The sequence below is a fragment of the Arthrobacter sp. efr-133-R2A-120 genome (assembly GCF_030209835.1).
In the GTDB taxonomy this organism is placed as follows: domain Bacteria; phylum Actinomycetota; class Actinomycetes; order Actinomycetales; family Micrococcaceae; genus Arthrobacter.
Window position 1 is genome coordinate 79172 of sequence record NZ_JARVRF010000011.1, and the last position, 16849, is coordinate 96020.

15 protein-coding genes and 7 tRNA genes are annotated in these 16849 nt (G+C 63.2%); 7 read left to right on the top strand and 15 right to left on the bottom strand.

Annotation, left to right across the window (positions count from 1 at the left end; genetic code table 11):
- Window positions 1-73: 73 nt before the first annotated feature.
- Window positions 74-565 carry a peptide-methionine (R)-S-oxide reductase MsrB gene (msrB, locus tag QRN52_RS07100; RefSeq protein WP_284752042.1) on the bottom strand — a complete coding sequence of 164 codons (492 nt, stop codon included), beginning with the start codon at window positions 563-565 and terminating at the stop codon, window positions 74-76.
- A 13-nt stretch (window positions 566-578) separates the two neighbouring features.
- Entirely contained in the window at window positions 579-1070 is a 492-nt protein-coding gene (locus QRN52_RS07105) for a hypothetical protein (protein ID WP_284752043.1), read from the bottom strand.
- A gap of 149 nt (window positions 1071-1219) precedes the next feature.
- On the opposite strand from QRN52_RS07105, the gene QRN52_RS07110 reads away from it, so the two are divergent.
- Window positions 1220-2461: an alpha/beta hydrolase family protein gene (locus tag QRN52_RS07110; RefSeq protein ID WP_459341070.1), complete on the top strand. Its 1242-nt coding sequence runs from the start codon at window positions 1220-1222 to the stop codon at window positions 2459-2461.
- Between the two features lie 33 nt (window positions 2462-2494).
- Here the strand turns inward: QRN52_RS07110 and ybaK are convergent, their stop codons facing one another.
- The 3 genes from ybaK to QRN52_RS07125 form a co-directional block, all read right to left on the bottom strand.
- Window positions 2495-2986 (bottom strand): Cys-tRNA(Pro) deacylase, encoded by a 492-nt coding sequence (gene ybaK, locus QRN52_RS07115; protein ID WP_284752045.1) that lies wholly within the window; start codon window positions 2984-2986, stop codon window positions 2495-2497.
- Window positions 2987-3001: 15 nt separating this feature from the next.
- Entirely contained in the window at window positions 3002-3457 is a 456-nt protein-coding gene (locus QRN52_RS07120; RefSeq protein WP_284752046.1) for a SufE family protein, read from the bottom strand.
- Window positions 3458-3545: 88 nt separating this feature from the next.
- Window positions 3546-4469, bottom strand: coding sequence for a sulfurtransferase (locus tag QRN52_RS07125; RefSeq protein ID WP_284752047.1), 924 nt, complete (start codon window positions 4467-4469; stop codon window positions 3546-3548).
- A gap of 208 nt (window positions 4470-4677) precedes the next feature.
- Between QRN52_RS07125 and zapE the strand changes: the two genes are divergently transcribed.
- Window positions 4678-5715 carry a cell division protein ZapE gene (zapE, locus tag QRN52_RS07130; protein WP_284752048.1) on the top strand — a complete coding sequence of 346 codons (1038 nt, stop codon included), beginning with the start codon at window positions 4678-4680 and terminating at the stop codon, window positions 5713-5715.
- A gap of 210 nt (window positions 5716-5925) precedes the next feature.
- Here the strand turns inward: zapE and QRN52_RS07135 are convergent, their stop codons facing one another.
- The 8 genes from QRN52_RS07135 to QRN52_RS07170 form a co-directional block, all read right to left on the bottom strand.
- On the bottom strand, window positions 5926-7143 hold the full coding sequence (locus QRN52_RS07135) for a benzoate/H(+) symporter BenE family transporter (RefSeq protein ID WP_284752049.1): 1218 nt from the start codon (window positions 7141-7143) through the stop codon (window positions 5926-5928).
- Between the two features lie 462 nt (window positions 7144-7605).
- The gene (locus tag QRN52_RS07140) at window positions 7606-9039 is read right to left on the bottom strand and encodes an amino acid permease (protein ID WP_502869699.1); all 1434 of its coding nucleotides are present in this window, start codon (window positions 9037-9039) and stop codon (window positions 7606-7608) included.
- Between the two features lie 730 nt (window positions 9040-9769).
- A tRNA-Gly gene (locus tag QRN52_RS07145) sits at window positions 9770-9845 on the bottom strand.
- Window positions 9846-9901: 56 nt separating this feature from the next.
- Window positions 9902-9976 (bottom strand) — tRNA-Val (locus QRN52_RS07150).
- A gap of 48 nt (window positions 9977-10024) precedes the next feature.
- Window positions 10025-10097: transfer RNA gene (locus QRN52_RS07155), tRNA-Gly, on the bottom strand.
- Between the two features lie 56 nt (window positions 10098-10153).
- A tRNA-Val gene (locus QRN52_RS07160) sits at window positions 10154-10228 on the bottom strand.
- Between the two features lie 41 nt (window positions 10229-10269).
- Window positions 10270-10340: transfer RNA gene (locus QRN52_RS07165), tRNA-Cys, on the bottom strand.
- 55 nt (window positions 10341-10395) lie between these two features.
- Window positions 10396-10468 (bottom strand) — tRNA-Gly (locus QRN52_RS07170).
- Between the two features lie 327 nt (window positions 10469-10795).
- Here QRN52_RS07170 and QRN52_RS07175 point away from each other — a divergent pair.
- Window positions 10796-10870 (top strand) — tRNA-Val (locus tag QRN52_RS07175).
- A 76-nt stretch (window positions 10871-10946) separates the two neighbouring features.
- On the opposite strand, the gene QRN52_RS07180 is transcribed toward QRN52_RS07175, so the two are convergent.
- The gene (locus QRN52_RS07180; RefSeq protein WP_350225130.1) at window positions 10947-11720 is read right to left on the bottom strand and encodes a GGDEF domain-containing protein; all 774 of its coding nucleotides are present in this window, start codon (window positions 11718-11720) and stop codon (window positions 10947-10949) included.
- 492 nt (window positions 11721-12212) lie between these two features.
- Complete coding sequence (locus tag QRN52_RS23915; protein WP_350225131.1) at window positions 12213-12395, bottom strand: DUF2283 domain-containing protein; 183 nt, start codon at window positions 12393-12395, stop codon at window positions 12213-12215.
- A 424-nt stretch (window positions 12396-12819) separates the two neighbouring features.
- Between QRN52_RS23915 and QRN52_RS07185 the strand changes: the two genes are divergently transcribed.
- Genes QRN52_RS07185 through QRN52_RS07200 form a run of 4 tightly spaced genes read left to right on the top strand, consistent with a single transcriptional unit; the run spans window position 12820 to window position 16782 of the window.
- Window positions 12820-13701: a cytochrome gene (locus tag QRN52_RS07185; RefSeq protein ID WP_284752052.1), complete on the top strand. Its 882-nt coding sequence runs from the start codon at window positions 12820-12822 to the stop codon at window positions 13699-13701.
- Window positions 13702-13751: 50 nt separating this feature from the next.
- Window positions 13752-14318 carry a peptide deformylase gene (gene def, locus QRN52_RS07190; protein ID WP_284752053.1) on the top strand — a complete coding sequence of 189 codons (567 nt, stop codon included), beginning with the start codon at window positions 13752-13754 and terminating at the stop codon, window positions 14316-14318.
- Complete coding sequence (fmt, locus tag QRN52_RS07195; RefSeq protein WP_284752054.1) at window positions 14315-15235, top strand: methionyl-tRNA formyltransferase; 921 nt, start codon at window positions 14315-14317, stop codon at window positions 15233-15235. Before def ends, fmt begins: the two co-directional genes overlap by 4 nt.
- Window positions 15232-16782, top strand: a complete 1551-nt coding sequence (locus tag QRN52_RS07200) for an RsmB/NOP family class I SAM-dependent RNA methyltransferase (protein WP_284752055.1) — start codon at window positions 15232-15234, stop codon at window positions 16780-16782. Before fmt ends, QRN52_RS07200 begins: the two co-directional genes overlap by 4 nt.
- The last annotated feature ends 67 nt before the right edge of the window (window positions 16783-16849 follow it).

Sequence of the window (16849 nt, forward strand, 5' to 3'; positions counted from 1 at the left end):
AAGTGGTTCCGGCAGCCCCCGGAAGATCCAGCCCGGGGAGGGCTGGCCGTGGGGGACTGCCGGTAGCTTGGCGTTACTGCCCGGCCGCGGACTCGACAAGCTTGAGCGAAACGGAGTTTATGCAATAGCGCTGGTCAGTAGGTGTGCCGTAGCCCTCACCCTCGAATACGTGTCCCAAGTGCGAATCGCAATTGGCGCAGCGGACCTCCACCCGTTCCATTCCCAAAGTGCGGTCATGCAGGTAACGGACGGTGCCTTCAGCAAGCGGTGCCCAGAAGGACGGCCAGCCGCAATGCGAATCGAATTTCTCGTTGCTGGTGAAAAGCTCTGCGCCACATGCCCGGCACTGGTACACGCCTGCTGTATGGGTGTCCCAATACTCACCCGTGTACGGGCGTTCCGTTCCGGCCTGGCGAAGGACCCTGAACTCCTCCGGGGTAAGCTCCTCGCGCCACTCCGCGTCCGTTTTCTCCACGCATTGCCCGTCCTTCGGGACATCTTGGTGGGGAACCCCGGCCAGGGGGTCTGCGGCCTGGAAGTACTTCTTGTTGTCTGCAGTGCTCATGCTCTCTCAACGCTCACGAGTCGCCGATAAATCCCGAGCCCGCATAGAGATGCAGCACGGGCAACCCCAACTGGTCCTGGGCCTTGTTCGCCCAGTCTGTATGGAAGGTGTCGGCAATCGCATGCGGGCGGGTGACCACTACGGCCTGTGCCGCATTGAGTTCCTTGACCTTTGACACCAAGCCGGCCACGGCACCGCCGTCGACGATTTCACCTGTGACTCCGCCACCCAGCCCATCCAAGGCCGTGAGGGACGCTGACAGGGCCTCTGCAGCCTGGGCCCGCTCCGACTGGGGATCCGGTGCCTCTGCGATCAGATCCCGGAATGCCTTGGCTACTTCAAGCATCGAGAGGTTCTCAAGGAAGTCCACCAGCAAGTGCCGTTCGGTGTTCGCGGGCACCAGCACCACCAAGGGCGAGTCTCCGCCGTCGAGCAGTTTGGCAATATTGACGCGGTCGTCCGGGCCGAGAGGCTCTTCGGTAAGGATGACGATTGGATCACTCATGGCTACAGCGTAGACCTGAGCCGCGCCGGGTGGCATGGTTTGGCGCGGCAATTCTGTTCTTGCCGCCCCGCGGCCTCGCGGAGGAAACACCATGGAGGGCGCTGTTCAGAACACGGCCCCGCAACCGGGAGAATGGTCACATGGCATCCATGACCCGAGCTGCGCCAACCGTTGAGAACGGTGCGAAAATGTCCGCCCGCGCTAAATGGGCCGTTGCGGGGATCGTGGCCGGAAGCAGCATTGCCGGCTTGCTGGGCGCAGGGTCATCTGCGCTCGCAGCCTATTTCGCCCGGCGCGTCATTACCCCCTCAGTGCGCGAGGCCGACCAGGAAGTGTTGGCGGTGGTGCGTGGTGACAATGGTCTTCAGGTCATCCTCGCAGCCACCCCGGACACCACCATCGACGGCGTGTTCAGCCTCTACTTCGCGGGCGGGACAGGGTTCGCACGGATTGGGCGGATCGTGTCCTATTCGCCCGCGGAACGGACGGTGCAGCGCGAGGTCGAGGAAGTCTACAGCGGTGATCTGGCAACGGCCCGGCGCGCATGGTGGAGCGGCGCCGTCTACGACTCCCCGGCGGCGCTTGGCCTGGATTCGGAAGACATACAGATCGACGTCGAGGGTGGCAAAGCGCCTGCGTGGCTCATTCCGTCCGGCACGGGGAAGCCCGCGAAGGTGTGGGCGATCATGGTCCACGGCCGCGGTGCCACCCGCCTCGAAGGCTTGCGGGCAGTTCACACTGCGCGCGAACTCGGACTCGACAGCCTGCTGGTTTCCTACCGGAACGACGGCCTTGCGCCGTCTGCCCCCGACGGGCGTTACGGGCTGGGGTCCACCGAATGGCACGACGTCGACGCGGCCATTGAGTACGCGCTCGCCCATGGCGCCCACGAGGTGGTCCTCTTCGGATGGTCGATGGGCGGGGCGATCTGCCTGCAGACGGCCGATCTTTCGCACCACCGCCATGTGATCAGGGCCATGGTCCTGGACGCCCCGGTGATCAACTGGGTCAACGTCCTGGCACACCATGCCCAGATCAACAGGATTCCCTACGCGGTGGGTCGCTACGGGCAGTTGATGTTGGGGCACCCGTTAGGCCGGCGCCTCACCGGCCTGGCCGCTCCCGTCGACTTGAAGGCCATGGACTGGGATACCCGCGCCGTTGAACTGCGGACCCCGACGCTGGTGATCCACAGCGTGGATGATGAGTACGTTCCCTACGAACCCTCCGCCAGCCTCGCCGAAAAGAATCCGGAAATGGTCACCTTCGAGCCTTTCGAAGGCGCGCGCCACACAAAGGAGTGGAACGTGGACCCGCAGAAGTGGGAGCGGCTGGTGCGCTCATGGCTCGCTCCGCGCCTCGCGCCCCGCGGCGGGCCCGCGTCGGCCTGAGAGCCTTCGTGCCTGCGCTGCTCCCGGAGCTTGCTAGGGGCTCCCGATCGGGGCAGTCCGGGCGTTCGTGAGCCGGATGAGGTCCGCGGGGTCCAGTTCAATGTCCAAGCCGCGCCGTCCACCGGAAACAAGGACTGTTCCGAAGGCCAGGGCCGATTCGTCAAGGACGGTAGGCGATGCCTGGCGTTGCCCCAACGGAGAAATACCGCCCAGGACGTAGCCGGTGCGTCGCTCGGCCGTTTTAGGATCGGCCATGGTGGCCTTCTTCGATCCGAGGGCCGCTGCGATTGCTTTGAGGTCCAGGGTGCCACTCACCGGAACGATGCCCACGGCGAGTTTGCCTTCAATGTCCACCATCAAGGTCTTGAACACCCGGTCGGGATCGATACCCAGGACCTCGGCCGCCTCAAGCCCGTAGCTGGCTGCCGAAGGATCATGCGCGTACGGGTGCAGGGTGAACGGAACGCCGGCCGCAGCCAGTACGGCTGTGGCCGGCGTTCCCTGTGAAGCCTGTTTCTTGGCCATTCCCGGTATCCCGGATCAGGACAACAAGCGGTCCGCTGCGGCGACCTTGCGCTTGATCCGCCCCAGCATGGCCGTCATGCCGCGCATGCGCAACGGCGTGATTGCCCGGGTGAGGCCCAGCAGTTCCGGCATGTCATCCGGAACAGCCAGGATCTCTGCGGCAGTCAGCCCATCCAGGCCTTCGTGCAGAACCCCCGCGAACCCGCGCGTGGTGGGCGCCTCCGGCGGTGCCTTGAAGAACAAACGGTAGGCGACGCCGTCGGGGTTCTTTTCCTGCTCTATGGTCAGGAACAGCGGCGACTGGCACTCCACCACTTGCTCCAGGAGTTCAGGGTGGTCCAGCAGCCGTTCCGGCAAGCCCGGGAGCCCGCGCGAGAACTCAAGCAACAGCTGAAGGCGATCGGGCTCGGTCAACGCCTGGAAGTCATCGACAATTTCCGCCAATGCGGCGGGCAAAGTATTGGTACTCATCACTTCCAGCTTACGCAAGTCCGGGCCGCTCTGGCCCCCGTTGCTTCAATATGGCAAAGCCAATAGGGCAAGGCACGGAGATTCCGGACTACTTTCCGGCGAATGCGGGTACGGAGCCCCGCTCAGCGCCCTTGACGATCGGGACGCGCACTGCGTTGCCCCACTCCGTCCAGGAACCGTCGTAGTTGCGGACCGTTTCGAAACCAAGCAGGTACTTCAGTGCGAACCAGGTGTGGCTGGAACGCTCGCCGATGCGGCAGTAAGCCACGACGTCGTCGCCTTCCGTGAGGCCGGCTTCCCCGAGATAGAGGGCCTCAAGTTCGGTCCGGTTGCGGTAGGTGCCATCTTCGGCAGCGGCGCGTGCCCACGGGATGGAGGCTGCGGTGGGAATGTGGCCACCGCGCAGGGCGCCCTCTTCGGGGTAGGCGGGCATGTGGGTGCGCTGGCCGGTGTATTCCTCGGGGGATCGGACGTCGATCAGCGGCTTGCCAAAGTGAGCCAAGACGTCATCCTTGAAGGCGCGGATCGGGGCGTCGTTCCGTTCGATCACGGGGTACTCGCCCGGGGCGGGCTGGGGGACGTCGGTGGTGATCTCGCGGCCTTCTGCGATCCATTTGTCGCGGCCGCCGTCCAGGAGGCGGACGTCTTCGTGCCCGAAGAGCGTGAAAACCCAGAGCGCGTAAGCGGCCCACCAGTTGGACTTGTCGCCGTAGATCACCACGGTGGTGTCCCGCGAGATGCCTTTGGCGGCTGCCAGCGCAGCGAACGCTTCACCGTCGACATAATCCCGGGTGACTTCATCGTTCAGGTCCGTGTGCCAGTCGATCTTGACTGCGCCCGGAATGTGGCCGGTCTCGTACAGGAGGACGTCTTCGTCGGATTCGACAACAACCAGCTTGCCGTCGCCGAGCGCGCCGCCTTCAAGGGCTGCGGCGAGCCACTCGGTGGACACCAGACGTTCTGGGTGGGCGTACGCGGCGAACTTTTCGTTCTGTTCAACGGGGTAGGACATTGGCATGGCCTTTCACTGACACTTGCACTGACACCGGGCGGCGCCGGGCGAGAGGACGTGCCCGGCATTGATCCCACATTATCGAGGGCAGGGGACTAAAGCTCCTCCCCGTTCATATGGTGAAATATGGCCTTCATCACGTGTCCGCCCGGGGCACGCCATAGCCGGTATTCTTGCTGGGGACTTACGACACGAAGAACGGACCGCCTTGGTACAGATCGAACAGCTCGCCGCGCGCACGCCGGCGGTCTCAGTGGATGAGATTCTGAAGGGTTTCTACCCTTCGCCACGGTTCGGAGAGGTGTCCTTCAAAAGCTACCGGCCTGATCCGAACCAGCCCAGCCAAGCGGCGGCGGTCAAGGCCCTGGAAGCGTTCGGATCGACGGTGGGAGCCGGTGACGGAGACGGCCTGTTCAAACGCCTCTTCAGCAAGAAGGTCAACGGCAGGGCCGGGATCTACCTCGACGGCGGATTCGGCGTCGGAAAGACCCACCTGCTGGCTTCCCTGTGGCACTCGGCCCCGGGACCGAAAGCCTTCGGAACATTCGTGGAGTACACCAACCTGGTAGGTGCCCTGTCCTTCCGCAAGACCGTGGAAGCCTTGAGCAGCTACAAGCTCGTCTGCATTGACGAATTCGAGCTCGATGATCCGGGCGACACAGTGCTGATGTCCCGCCTCATGCGTGAACTGGCCGACGCCGGCGTGAAGCTCGCTGCCACGTCCAACACTCTGCCCGGGTCACTGGGCGAGGGCCGCTTTGCCGCCGTCGACTTCCAACGGGAGATCCAGGTCCTCGCGGACCAATTCGATGTTGTCAGGATCGACGGGGAAGACTTCAGGCACCGCGGCCTGCCCGCCGCTCCGGCACCCTTGAAGACCGAAGACCTCAAGCGGCAGATGCACGCCGAGTTCGATGGGCAGACCGTGGCGGTGGACGATTTCCGCGGCCTGATCGACCACCTCGCCGGCGTCCACCCCAGCCGCTATCGCAAGCTGATCGCAGGCATCGATGCGGTTGTCTGGCGGGATGTGGAAACCATCACGGAGCAGGCCGTTGCCCTTCGCTTCGTGGTGCTGGCCGACCGTTTGTACGACAAGGACGTCCCGATCCTTGCCAGCGGCGTGCCCTTCGACAAGCTGTTCACCGAGGATATGATGACCGGCGGGTACATGAAGAAGTACTTCCGCGCCGTGTCCCGTCTGACCGCCCTGGCGCGTGAGGGCCAAAACCACGAGCCCTCGTAGGGACCCTGCTGCCCCACAGATTGGGGCAGGCCCTTTCGTGTCGACTGCGTCGCCACGTAGGGACCCTGCTGCCCCACAGATTGGGGCAGGCCCTTTCGTGTCGACTGCGTCGCCACGTAGGGACCCTGCTGCCCCACAGATTGGGGCAGGCCCTTTCGTGTCGACTCCGTCGCCACGTAGGGACCCTGCTGCCCCACTCTAGGGGCCACTCTAGTTTTGGGGTTCCCTGTCTTTCAGGACCCAACGCACCAGGATTCCGGCGGCAAGTGCCCAGAATGCGGCGCCGATCCCTGCGAAACTGAGGCCAGAGGCTGCGATCAGGAACGTCACGGAGGCTCCGATGCGTTCCTCGGCGATAGCCAGCGCCGAAGCGATGGCGGAAGCCATCGTGCCCAGCAGGGCCAACCCCGCCACGGCCTCCAGGAGCCCGGGCGGTGCCGCCGCCACGACGGTCACCAACGCGGCGGAGAAGGCTGCCAACGCGAGGTAGGCCAGGCCTGAAGTGAAGGCCGCGATCCAGCGCCGGCTCCGGTCTTCACCCGCTTCTTCTCCGGCGGCCAGCGCAGCGCTTAACGCGGCCAGGTTGATCGCATGTCCACCAAAGGGAGCCCCAAGCGCAGTCCCTGCCCCGGTCACCAGCATCGACTGGCGCCACGGGACGGTGTAGCCGAAGGACCTCAGCACAGCCACTCCCGGAATGTTCTGGGAAGCCATGGTGACAATGAACAAGGGCAAGGCGATGCCGGCCACCGCACTGGGCGTGAAGGCCGGGGTGGTCCAATGCAACTCAGGCAACAGCCGGTTCATGGGAATGCCCACGCCGTTGACCACGATGTAGATTCCGATGACGGCGAGGGCTACCAACAGCGCAGCAGGGACCGACCAGCGGGGCGCCAGCTTCATCGTGACCAGCCAGCAGAGGATTACGGGCGCCACCAACAAAGGGGCAGTGCCCAAGGCCTTGAACGGGGCAAGGCACAGGGACAGAAGCACCCCGGCGAGCATCGCCTGCGCGAGGGCCGTGGGAATCCTCGCCATCAGCTTGCCAAGCGCCGGAATGAGTCCCGTGAGGGCGATCAGTACGCCAGCGATGAGGAAGGCGCCGACGGCGGCCGGCCACCGGCCGTCGGGCACTCCGGCTCCCGCGAGCAACGCCGCGCCGGGAGTCGACCACGCAAGCGTGACGGGCAAGCGGGACCGCCAAGACAACCAGAGCACGCCTAGCCCGAAGGTGAGGGTGAGGGCAAGGAGTCCGCTGGCGGCCTGTTCCTGTGTGGCGCCAACGGCCCGGAGACCTGCGAGCACCACCGCGAAAGATGAGGTGAAACCGACCAGCGCGGTCACAACTCCCGCCACAAGCGGACGGGAGAGCTGCCGGGAAGGGGAAGCCGGACGTGACTGTGCGGTGTGGAGAGGTGACGCTGGCATAGTCCCTCACGTTACCGGAGCAGCGGTCCGTCTGCCGAGGCGGTAGCGGTTAAACGCCAAGGGCACCGGCGGCGCCTCGCGGCGGGACCGGTGCCCCGTTGACGTAACTGTATTCGGGAGCTCTGGCCGGCGGAACCGGCTATGGAGCCTCATTGGCGGAGGGAGCTGTCCAGGCCGTAACCCTTTCAGCAAAACCGTCGAGGTTGCCCACGAACTCGGAAGCGGCTCTCTGAACCGCATCTAGTCGTCGATAAATCGGCGGTCTATTCGATGCCGTCCTTGATGGCTTCTTCACTGCCACCAACGAGGTCCTGAACTTTGCCCTTCAGACCGTCAAGTAATCCCACGGGCACCTCCCTTCGATCGCGGAGCCAGTTCGCTCCTCCGTTCTCGATCCTAACCCGAGACCTTGGAGGTGCCAAGGGATAATTTGACTGGGATGTCAAACGAATCGTCGAAAGGTTACAACTGCTGGTTCCCGGAGGCAGAAAGTTGCTGGTGGCGGGGGCTGTCCGGATTCATGAGCGAATGCTTCCGGCCGTAGCTGAAGTAGATGACCAGTCCAATGACCAGCCACACCACAAAACGCAGCCAGGTTTCCCAATGGAGCTCGACCATAAGGAAGCCGGACGCCAGCATGCCGAAGGCCGGAACCACAGGCATGAACGGCAGCCGGAAGGTGCGGGGCGCGTTGGGCTTCTTGTAGCGGAAGATGATGACTGACAAGCACACCACCACAAACGCCGCGAGGATGCCGATATTGGTCAGGTCGGCGACGGCCTTGATGGGGAATACCCCGGCGAGCAAAGCCGAGGCGACGCCTGCGATCCACGTGACGCGTTGCGGGGTGCCGTGCTTGTCGGTTCCCGCAAACCAGCCTGGAAGCAGGCCGTCGCGGCTCATCGAGAACCAGACGCGGGTGACGCCCAGGAGGAAGGTCAGCATCACGGTCAGGATGGACAGCACCGCGAACACGGAAATGATGGTGGCGATAACGGGCAGACCGACGCCGGTGAAGGCCGAGGCGAAACCGGCGGTCGGATTGATGTCCTTGTAGTTCTGCATGCCGGTGAGCACCAGCGTCGCCGCAACGTAGAGGAGCATGGCGATGACAAGCGAGAGGACGATTGCCTTCGGCATGTGCTTCTTTCCGTCAGTCGCTTCCTCCGCGGCGGTACTCATCGCGTCGTAGCCGAACACGGCGAAGAAGACCGTGGCAGAGCCGGCAAGGACCGGGCCGAAGCCACTGGGCATGAACGGGTTGTAGTTGTTGGTGTTGATGTAGAAGATGCCCAGGCCGATGATGAACAGGATCAGGACAACCTTGATGGCCACCGCCACGAGTTCGAAGCGGCCAAACGCCTTGGTTCCGCGGCTCAGGATCCAGGTGACCAGCAAGCAGACCAGGATGGCCGGAAGGTTGATGACCCCGCCCTTTCCCTCGTCAACGGTGGAGGTCATCCAGGCGGGCATGTGGATGCCGATCCCGGAGAGGAACGCGTCAAAATAGCCGGAGATACCGATCGCGACGACGGCGACGATCGCGATGTACTCCAGCAGCAGGTCCCAGCCGATGAACCAGCCGATGACCTCGCCCAAGGCAACGTAGCCATAGGTGTAGGCGGACCCGGCGCGGGGGATCATGCCGGCGAATTCCGCGTAGGAGAGTGCCGCGGCCGCTGACGCAAGGCCCGCGACCAGGAACGAGATCAGCACGGCGGGGCCGACGCCGGGGGTGTCTTTGCTCCCGTGCGCCACGAGGCCGGCCAGAGAGAAGATCCCGACGCCGATGATGCCGCCGACGCCGATGGCTGTCAGTTGCCAGAGGCCCAGGCTTTTGAAGAGTCCGCTGTGCTTGCTTTCCTCCTCGATGTCGTCAATGGGTTTCTTCCTCATGATCGAACGGACGAGTGTTTGTTGATTCACGGTGTGCTCCTGCCTTGTGGCGTGGACGAATGAGTGCCCGAAGAAAAGTATGCGATCTAAATCACATTGGATAAAGTGATTTTTGCTGAGTGGTATTGATCAGTTCTGCTGATCTTTCCGGTAGGCGTTGGCCAAAACGTGTGTATGGGAGGGGCTTGCTTCCCGGTGCTGGCGGGTGAAGTTCGGGGATGACCAACGGACGCTGTCGGATTCTGCTGGATCATTCTCTTCGCCGAAGTTGCCGGTCCTGTGATTCCGTGGGCCGGCATTTGTCCATTCGAATGATTGAGCAGAATCCGACATCCGAGCGACGACAATCCCGGGACGGACATGACCGCCCGGGGCCGAGCGCTACAGCAAAAGCTGAGCGACACGCCAAATCCCTGTCGACACCTGTATTCAGGTGTCGACAGGGATCTACCGCATCCCCAGGTAATTTGCGCGTCGCGAAATAGTCCGGTTATAGGACAAAACGTATGTATGGGAGGGGCTTGCTTCCCAGTGTTGGCGGGCGAATTTCGGGATAGCTAAGCTTTGGAAGCTTAGGGTGGATGGTAGCCAGCGGCCAGGTTACGGCCACCGTTTCGGGGTAGACGGCCCGTGTCGGGCGTCTCTGCGGGCACAAAAAAGCAGCTCACGCGGAGCTGCTTGGATGCTGTCACTGCTATCGGCCAGTGGAACTGGCCCGATATCCAGGAAATGGAGCGGACGACGAGATTCGAACTCGCGACATCCACCTTGGCAAGGTGGTGCTCTACCAGCTGAGCTACGTCCGCACATGATGGTCATCCGGCCGGGCCGGACGTTCATCAACAAGCAAGTTGCCTTGCCTTGGTGGGCGATACTGGGATCGAACCAGTGACCTCTTCCGTGTCAGGGAAGCGCGCTACCGCTGCGCCAATCGCCCGGATCGGCATAAGCCGGCCGGCCCGTTGCCGGGACCTTAAAATAGGAGAGCGGACGACGAGATTCGAACTCGCGACATCCACCTTGGCAAGGTGGTGCTCTACCAGCTGAGCTACGTCCGCACATGATGGTCATCCGGCCGGGCCGGACGTTCATCAACAAGCAAGTTGCCTTGCCTTGGTGGGCGATACTGGGATCGAACCAGTGACCTCTTCCGTGTCAGGGAAGCGCGCTACCGCTGCGCCAATCGCCCAAATGCAATCCGGCCTGGACCGGAAACCAAGGTTTTCACCGAGGTGGGTACGGGATTCGAACCCGTGTATACGGCTTTGCAGGCCGCTGCCTCGCCTCTCGGCCAACCCACCGTGTAAGCACGATTCCTGGGGTTCCAAGAAGTCAATGCCGTGACAGTGTCCTGCGAGCGGACGACGAGATTCGAACTCGCGACATCCACCTTGGCAAGGTGGTGCTCTACCAGCTGAGCTACGTCCGCATTGTCTTCTTCGGCGGCCTGCCCGCAGGGGGCATTCCGTCGCTTTCCGACGAGTAAAAACTCTATAGGAGGTTCCGGGAAACTCCAAATCGATCTGTCCGAGTTGTAGGCAATAGCCGCTAGTTCCTTGAATTGGCGCGGTTTTTACGAGTTACACCGATGTGATTCGTGGGCATTTTCCTGGTTGTTGCCTGATCCGTTGGGCCGTGACGGGCCTGAGTCCCGACGTCGAATGCGACCCGGCGATCGGTGAGTCGCAGGGGGACTTCTCCTGACGTTTTCCCGATTTTTGAATTCCGGCCGGGGTCGGTTAGTCTTCTTGTGCACGGGCGATTGGCGCAGTGGTAGCGCGCTTCGTTCACACCGAAGAGGTCACTGGTTCGAACCCAGTATCGCCCACCAAGAAGAGGTCCTGTGCGAAACATGGTTCATGTTTCGCACAGGACCTCTTGTCGTTGCTCGTGGGTTCTTCGCCCAATCATGCATGGGGCGAAGCCCTTACCACCCGGTTCCTTCCGAGCGACTTGGCTTCGTAGAGGGCAGCATCGGCGGCCGCAATCATCGCGGTGAGGTCGACGGCGTCGAACTCAGTTGCGGTGACCCCGTAACTCACCGTTGGAATGTGGATGTCGTCGACGTTTTTGGCTGTCGCCAAAGAGCGATTGATATCAGCCGCGATGATTTCAGCCCGCTCCTGACTGGCTCCCGGCAAGAGCAAGATGAACTCTTCGCCCCCATACCTTCCCACCAGGTCCGTGGATCGTACAGACTCGGTGCACGCAACCGCGAACGCCTGTAGCGCGGCGTCCCCGGCGGCATGACCGTACTCGTCATTGATCGCTTTGAAGTGGTCCAGGTCGGCCAGGATCAAGGAAGCGACGGAGTTCGTAGTGCGCAGGCGCTCGAGTTCCTTCGTTGCCAGGTCCATGAAAGTTCCGCGATTGAGAAGCCCGGTCAGGTTGTCACGGGCAGCGCGTTCGCTGAGCCGGTTGATCAACTGGTCGTTGCTCAGGGCGGTCATGCTGAAAGACACGGCAACCAGAAGTATCAGCGTGACCAGGCTGGCAATCGACGGGCCAAAATACATGCGGAAGGTCGGCCCGGTTGGACCTTCGACAAGGTAAACGGCCAGGCGGCAGAAATAGTACGCGGCAAGGAATCCCGCGGCCAACGCCATCGACTTGTGCACATGGGAGTAGCTGGAATCCAGCAGCCACAGATCGCGCGACGCCAACGCGATGCCCAACGTCATGAATCCCAGATATACCAAGCCCCCGGACCAGGTGTTGTGACCGGGGCTCTCCAATACGGACGCGAGGGCCGTGATTCCACAGGCCGTAGCAAACTGCCATCTTGGCGGCGGCAACATCCTCAAAGACCGGGCGCCGGTCCACACACTCAGCGCTCCAGCCACCAAGAGGACGTTCCCCGAGGGATTTGCCCAGACTTGGTGTGGCGTCCCGTTGAGAAGGAAGGCCAGGTTTCCAGCAAGGAAGAACAAGAGGGCGATGCACCACCACCCGTTGTAGGACGACCGTGTGCGCCTGAACGATGCATAGAACAAGAGGAGCAGGGTGAGAGCGACCACGCCAAGGGCGACTCGCAGTGTTGTTATATCGAGGACCAAGATTCGCTCCCGTAGCCGAGGACGTGACCAATTATGGCATCGGGAGCGAAAGAATCCGGTACGCCATGCATGAAGGCCCTGGTTGCGGGGCGGAGCGGCGATTGCTTTTGTATTTGATCAAAGCGGATTTGTTGCTTTGGCGATTACTTCTGGGCTCAGGGCGAGATCGGCATTGAGGATTTCGAAACCAAGGATATGTCCGTCTCTGTCCAAATCAACCACAATCTGGCCGTCCCCGCCCGGAAGGTCAATGGGGCCAAGCTGGCGTACCGATGAACCATCTTCGATCGCTCCGAGCAATGAACATAGGCGGCCCGTGCTTCACGGTCGTAAGAAATTCGCATATTCAGATCACCGCTTGGTCACCGTGATGATGTTTCCTGTTCGGTTGTCTACGATCTCCCGAATTCCGTTTGCGCCCGTTCCCTGTGTGAAGACAGCGGTGCCGCGGTTGCCTGCGGTTCTCACACCGTTTTGGATCCGGTTCATTGGCGTGAGCTACAGCTTTCGGAGATGCTTTCAGCATTTTGAAGTTGGTTGTCGGCTAACGGCGAAAATGACTGCTCTGCTCTGAAAGAAATGAGTGGTAGCGATCCGCCGGCGGCGGTCATGACCGTTGGTGGTCAGGTACGGGGAGGGACTCACCGATCGACGGAGCGTTCTTCCGTCCGCAGCCACTAAGGCTCCGCATCTTCTTGTCAGCGGTGTGTGAAAGAGTTTTCCTATGACAGATCCACTGCTTGCCCATGCCACCGAATACGGCCGGATGTATGCTCGGTCCACGTCCGAGACCTTCTCGGTCCCTTCCATCACCACGGTGATCGGCCAGCAGGCCCACTCCCTGGACGGCTGGTTCGGCTACATGGGTGCCAGCAGCTTGGCGAAGGACCCCGAGCTACCACAACATCTGTCCAGTCCTGCCAAGATGAGGCAGGCCGTCAACAAGGCAGCCAAGGCTGCGGAGGTGTACCGGGACGACGCTGCACGCCGTGGCGACCGCGTGCATAACTACTGCGAGCAAGTGGCTCTCCGCGCCCTCGGACGCGCCCACCGCGTGAAGGAAACGCGCGACGAGCTCGCTTCGAACGGCGAGGAAGCCTTCGCGGCCGGCTTCGACGAATGGTGGGAGTTGTATCGGGTGGAGCCCATTGCGCCTGAGATCACAGTGTGGAACTCAAGCGTTGGCTACGCCGGAACCCTCGACCTCGTCGCCAAAATCAACGGCAGGATCTGCCTGATCGACTACAAGACCAAAGGCACCACTCGCGATGGAACAGTGAAACCCCTCGACGACAAGGTGGTGATGCAGCTGGTTGCGGGCATGAAGGCTGAGGAAAGCCTCGTGGATCCTGTGGCAGGGGAGTGGGAGCCCTGGAAATACGGTGAAAACCCGGTACTGCTTGCGGTGGCTATCGGCGAGACGGAAGTGCGTCCCCAGCGGGCCAACCCGGACGTCCTCAAGCACCATTGGTGGAAGTTCTGCGCCTTGAAGCGGGTGTGGGAAATGTCTGCCGACGTAGCCGCAGCCGGGACGGCGCTGCTCCCTGTAGCTCCGCCGTCGTACCCCGCCGCCGCGGCGCCCGCAGGCTCAACTAAACTGGCCTAGGCCCCTTTTGCGGGGACCGAAGCTTCGCCGATCGTGAGGAAAGACAGCACATGGCCATTTTGAGTATCCGTATCATCGGCGACCCCGTGCTCCGCACGGTTGCTGATCCAGTCACGGAATTCGGGCCTGAGCTCGCCAAACTCGTGTCGGATATGACCGAGACCATGGAAGACGTGGACGGTGCAGGGCTCGCCGCTCCGCAGATCGGCGTCAGCCAGCGGGTCTTCACTTATCGGATCGGCGGCGTGGAGGGCCACATCATCAACCCCGTACTGGAAAACAGCGATGACTTCCAGCCTGACGAAGTAGAAGGCTGCCTCTCCATTCCCGGCCTCGCGTTCCCGGTTCGCCGCCGCCGGACCACCCGCGCCACCGGCGTGGACATGAACGGCAACCCGGTGTCCGTTGAGGCAGAAGGCATGCTCGCCCGCTGCTTCCAGCACGAGACCGACCACCTGGACGGGATCCTTTTCACCGACCGGCTGGAGGGTGAGGACCGCAAAACCGCCCTCCGGGCCATCCGCGCGGCGAACTACCACTCCGTGACTGAACGGACCACCGCCAAGAGGGCCAACACCGTGGGCTCGAGCTTCGGCAGCTTCGGGGCCGCCGAATGAGGGTGCTTTTCGCGGGCACCCCGGCTGTCGCCGTCCCTTCCCTTGACGCCCTGGTCGAGGCGGGATTCGAGATCGTCGCCGTGCTGACCAGGCCGGACGCCCCGACCGGCCGCAAACGGATCCTGACGCCGTCGCCCGTCGCGGCACGTGCGGCTGAACTTGGCATCGACATCATCCACGCCTCCAAGGTGGATGCCGGGACCACCGAGCGGATCGCTTCGTATGAGCCGGACGTCGCCGCGATCGTCGCCTACGGAGGCCTTGTCCCCAAGGCAGCGCTCGGAGTGCCGCGCCACGGCTGGATCAACCTCCATTTCTCCCTCCTTCCGGCCTGGCGCGGCGCCGCGCCGGTCCAGCGTTCAGTCATCGCCGGTGACGACATCACCGGAGCCGCTACCTTCCTCCTGGAAGAAGGACTCGACACCGGACCGGTCTTCGGGACGTTGACGGAAGCCGTCCGCCCCGGAGACACGGCGGGCGACTTGCTGGAGCGGCTCTCGCGCAGCGGCGCGGTCCTGCTCACCCAGACACTATCCGCCGTCGAGTCCGGCAACGCGGCCCCCATGCCCCAGCAAGGAGATGTCTCGCTAGCGCCCAAACTGACGCTCGATGACGGCCGGCTCGACTGGACGCAACCGGCCCTCGCCATCAACCGCAGGTCCCGTGGCGTCACGCCCGAACCGGGAGCGTGGACCATGCTCGACGGGCAGCGCGTCAAGCTGGAACCCGTCGGGTTGCGCCCGGACATCCGGGACCTTGCACCCGGCCAGGTTCGGCTTGACGGCAAGAACGTCCTGGTCGGAACCGGATCCCATGCAGTCCAACTCGGGCGGATCCAGCCTGCGGGCAAAAAGATGATGCCGTCGGCCGATTGGGCCCGTGGTTTGGCAACACCAGAAAGCGTGGAATTCGAATGAATGAGTCCGGCCGGCGCGGCCCCAATAACGGTGGGAACAGGGACGGCGGGGGCCACGGCAACCGCGGTCCCCGCGGCGAAAGCAACCGCAACGCCCAAGGCCGCGAACGCAACAGGGGCCCGCAACGCGGTTTCTCCGCCAACGCACCGTCGCAGCGGACCCGGCGAGCGGATCCGGCACGATTGGTGGCGTTCGAAGTCTTGCGCGCAGTCGCTTCGGAAGACGCGTATGCGAACCTCGTGCTGCCGTCACGGATCCGTCACCACCACCTCGACAAGCGCGACGCCGGATTCGCCACCGAGCTGAGCTACGGGGCACTGCGCGGCCAGGGGATGTACGACGCCGTCCTCGCCAAGTGTGTCGACCGGCCGCTCGCCCAACTCGATCCGGCAGTCCTTGATGCGTTGCGCCTTGGTGCCCACCAATTGCTCGCCATGCGCGTTCCTGCCCACGCCGCACTCGACCAGACTGTCGGGCTGGCACGCGCGGTCATCGGAGCCGGCCCGTCGTCGCTCATCAACGCCGTGCTCCGGAAAGTCACCGCCAGGACCCTCCCGGAGTGGCTCGACCACCTGCTGGAAAACGAGACCGACGAAACCAGGATCGCCTCCGTACGCCATGCGCACCCGGAATGGATTGTCCGGGCACTGCGCCAGTCGCTCGTCATGCATGGACGTCCCGCGAGCGAAATCAACGAACTTCTCGAAGCCGACAACGCGGCCCCCGTGGTGAACCTGGTTGCGCTGCCCGGCATCGGCAATCTCGATGAAGCCCTTGAGAACGGGGCCACTCCCGGTGAACTCGTCATCGACTCGGCGCTCTCCAGCGGTGGGGACCTCGGGCGTATGTCCTCCATCCGCGAAGGCACCACGCGCGTCCAGGACGTCGGATCCCAGTTGGTAGCCCGCGCCGTCGCCGGTGTGGACCTCGGACAAGCGGCCAAGGACGGCGAGAAGTGGCTGGACCTGTGCGCCGGACCCGGTGGCAAGGCCGCGCTGCTGGCCGCCCTCGCCCATCAGGAAGGCGCGACCCTCCTGGCCAATGAACCCGCGGAACACCGGGCAAAGCTGGTCAGCCAAGCACTCACCGCGGTTCCGGCGGACGCCTGGAGCGTGCGGGTAGGCGACGGTCGCGACGTCGGCAAGGAACAACCGGAAACTTTCGACCGCGTGCTGGTCGACGTTCCCTGCAGCGGCCTTGGCGCGCTGCGCCGCCGCCCCGAATCACGCTGGCGCCGGACCCCCAAGGACCTTGCCGACCTCGGTCCGTTGCAGCGGGAATTGCTCAACTCGGCCATCGACGCCGTCAAGCCGGGGGGAGTAGTGGCCTACGTGACGTGCTCCCCGCACCCTGCCGAAACCACCGCCGTCGTCAGCGATGTGCTGCGCAAGCGGGACGACCTGGAGCAGATCGACGCCGGCGCGGCCTTGGACGCAATCAGCCTGAACGGCAACCTGGGCGCCGGCCACGAGTTGACCGCCCAATTGTGGCCGCACGTGCATCAAACCGATGCGATGTTCCTGGCGCTCATCCGGAAGAAGCCGTAACCTTCGGCGCCTTTCCCCGGCTGAAAGTCCCGCGTGCCTAAGCTGGAGAGTTGCCAAAACCACTAGA

What these genes read in the sequence shown, in the direction of transcription:
- QRN52_RS07110 (WP_459341070.1), top strand. Translation starts at nt 1,220, where the DNA reads ATGACCCGAGCTGCGCCAACCGTTGAGAACGGTGCGAAAATGTCCGCC.
- QRN52_RS07120 (WP_284752046.1), bottom strand. Translation starts at nt 3,457, where the DNA reads ATGAGTACCAATACTTTGCCCGCCGCATTGGCGGAAATTGTCGATGAC.
- QRN52_RS07105 (WP_284752043.1), bottom strand. Translation starts at nt 1,070, where the DNA reads ATGAGTGATCCAATCGTCATCCTTACCGAAGAGCCTCTCGGCCCGGAC.
- QRN52_RS07140 (WP_502869699.1), bottom strand. Translation starts at nt 9,039, where the DNA reads ATGAGGAAGAAACCCATTGACGACATCGAGGAGGAAAGCAAGCACAGC.
- def (WP_284752053.1), top strand. Translation starts at nt 13,752, where the DNA reads ATGGCCATTTTGAGTATCCGTATCATCGGCGACCCCGTGCTCCGCACG.
- QRN52_RS07185 (WP_284752052.1), top strand. Translation starts at nt 12,820, where the DNA reads ATGACAGATCCACTGCTTGCCCATGCCACCGAATACGGCCGGATGTAT.
- QRN52_RS07135 (WP_284752049.1), bottom strand. Translation starts at nt 7,143, where the DNA reads ATGCCAGCGTCACCTCTCCACACCGCACAGTCACGTCCGGCTTCCCCT.
- ybaK (WP_284752045.1), bottom strand. Translation starts at nt 2,986, where the DNA reads ATGGCCAAGAAACAGGCTTCACAGGGAACGCCGGCCACAGCCGTACTG.
- msrB (WP_284752042.1), bottom strand. Translation starts at nt 565, where the DNA reads ATGAGCACTGCAGACAACAAGAAGTACTTCCAGGCCGCAGACCCCCTG.
- fmt (WP_284752054.1), top strand. Translation starts at nt 14,315, where the DNA reads ATGAGGGTGCTTTTCGCGGGCACCCCGGCTGTCGCCGTCCCTTCCCTT.
- QRN52_RS07180 (WP_350225130.1), bottom strand. Translation starts at nt 11,720, where the DNA reads ATGACGTTGGGCATCGCGTTGGCGTCGCGCGATCTGTGGCTGCTGGAT.
- QRN52_RS07200 (WP_284752055.1), top strand. Translation starts at nt 15,232, where the DNA reads ATGAATGAGTCCGGCCGGCGCGGCCCCAATAACGGTGGGAACAGGGAC.
- QRN52_RS07125 (WP_284752047.1), bottom strand. Translation starts at nt 4,469, where the DNA reads ATGTCCTACCCCGTTGAACAGAACGAAAAGTTCGCCGCGTACGCCCAC.